We start from the raw sequence: 1,679 nt of genomic DNA, 5'->3' as shown, positions 1-1,679 counted from the left end.
CGGTGAGGTCCGCGCCGCCGATCACCCGCAACAGGGCCAGCGGGTCGGCGGCGAACGGCCGGCCGCGGCGCATCGCGTCCCGGATCGCCGCGGTCTTGATCATCCATCGGGTGTCGTCGATGCCGGTTCCGCGTCCGACGGTGTCGATCGGCTCCCGGTCGAGCAGGGTGGCGACGATCGCCGCGGACGGGGTGGTGTTCCCGATGCCCATATCGCCCGGGACCAGCAGGTCGGCGCCGGCGTCGACCTCCTCGTCGGCGATCGCCCGGCCGATGTCGAACGCCCGGGTGGCCTCGTCGGCGGTGAGGGCGTCCTCGACGTCGATCCGTCCGCTGCCGCGCCGGACCCGGTAGCGACCGGCGGAGGCGGCTGCGTCCGCTCCTGCGTCCACTCCCTCGCCGCCACCGCCGCTACCGCCACCGTCCGGTGCCGCCGGCTCGTCGGCGTCCACGCTGAGGTCGACGACCCGGACGGACGCGCCGACGGTGCGGGCCAGCACGTTCACCGCGGCGCCGCCGGCGGCGAAGTTCGCCACCATCTGTGCGGTGACCTCCGGCGGGAAGGCCGAGACGCCCGCCCGCGCAATACCGTGATCACCAGCGATGATCACCGCTCGGATGCGCTGGAACGGCTTGGGCGGGCAGACCCCCTGCACACCGGCAAGCCAGACCGAGATCTCCTCAAGGCGCCCGAGAGCGCCCGGAGGCTTGGTCAACATTGCCTGCCGCTGCCGGGCGGCGTTCATCGCGTCGGCGTCGAGCGCTGGGATCTGCACAGCGTCTTTATTACCCGATGTGCTGCCAGATGCCGGGGAGGCCGCTCGCCGATCGGACGTCTTATTGCCGGACGTTCTTATTTCGGGCTTATTCCGGGGAACCGGCCCACGTCGAGGTCAGCGCGACCAGGTCGGACCAGTCGGCGCCGTGGCGGGCGGCTTCCCCGGCAAGCTGGGCCACCTCGCTGCTCATCCACGCCGCCGGTCGGCCGGCCGAGGCGGCCACCGCGCCGGTGACGTGGTGTTCGGCCTCCTCGACGTCAGGACGCGCCCGGCGCAGGGCGGCGTCCGCGCAGATGATGTACACCAGGGGAGCCAGGCCGCTGACACCCTTGTCGTGCCCCCTGCTGTAGCCGTGTCCGGAGCCGACACGCTCGCGCGCCTCGGTCAGGAACGGCGCGGCGGCATAGATCTGCCCCGCCAGGACGAGGGCGCTGGCCGCCATCGTCGCGAACAGCGCCGGGTGGTAACTGTCGAGGGAGTAGGCGGGGACGCCGTGTTTCTCGGCGGGTACCCGGTTCATCAGTTCCTGCGCGCGGCCGACCGTGGCGACGGTACCGACGGTGTCGCCCAGCCGTGCCCGTGCGCCGGCCTCGGCAACCGCCAGCATCACGGCGGCGGGTGTGTTCCCCGCGTACCGCTGTCCTTCCACGGCGAGGGTCAGCGCGGTCTTCCAGCGTTGCAGACGCCGCGCGGCCATCGCCCGGACGGCGTGGGCGTGCGCGATCGTGGGCCAGTCCCCGATGCTTGCGGCGACCGACTCCGCCTGGGTCAGCGTGCGCAGCCCGCAGGAGACGTCACCGGCGTCGACGAGTGCGTTGCCTTCCAGCACGAGGGTGCGGGAGTGCAGGGCCTGCCAGTCGTGCCCGGCGCGGGCCGACCCTCCCTGGGACGCCCCGACGTG

At 72.9% G+C, this 1,679-nt stretch carries 2 protein-coding genes; both read right to left on the bottom strand.

The window, feature by feature from the left end; genetic code table 11:
* Nucleotides 1–745 (bottom strand): nicotinate-nucleotide--dimethylbenzimidazole phosphoribosyltransferase (locus DD1DGNOD_RS19445; RefSeq protein WP_241255848.1); only part of this gene is annotated, 745 nt, incomplete at its 3' end.
* A gap of 118 nt (nt 746–863) precedes the next feature.
* Nucleotides 864–1,679: hypothetical protein (locus DD1DGNOD_RS19440; protein ID WP_165036896.1), on the bottom strand; the 816-nt coding region annotated here is incomplete at its 5' end.

Origin of the sequence: Candidatus Protofrankia californiensis, assembly GCF_900634765.1 — a bacterium.
In the GTDB taxonomy this organism is placed as follows: domain Bacteria; phylum Actinomycetota; class Actinomycetes; order Frankiales; family Frankiaceae; genus Protofrankia; species Protofrankia californiensis.
Note: the sequence above shows the minus strand (reverse complement) of the source record. Positions and strands in the feature narration are given on the sequence as shown.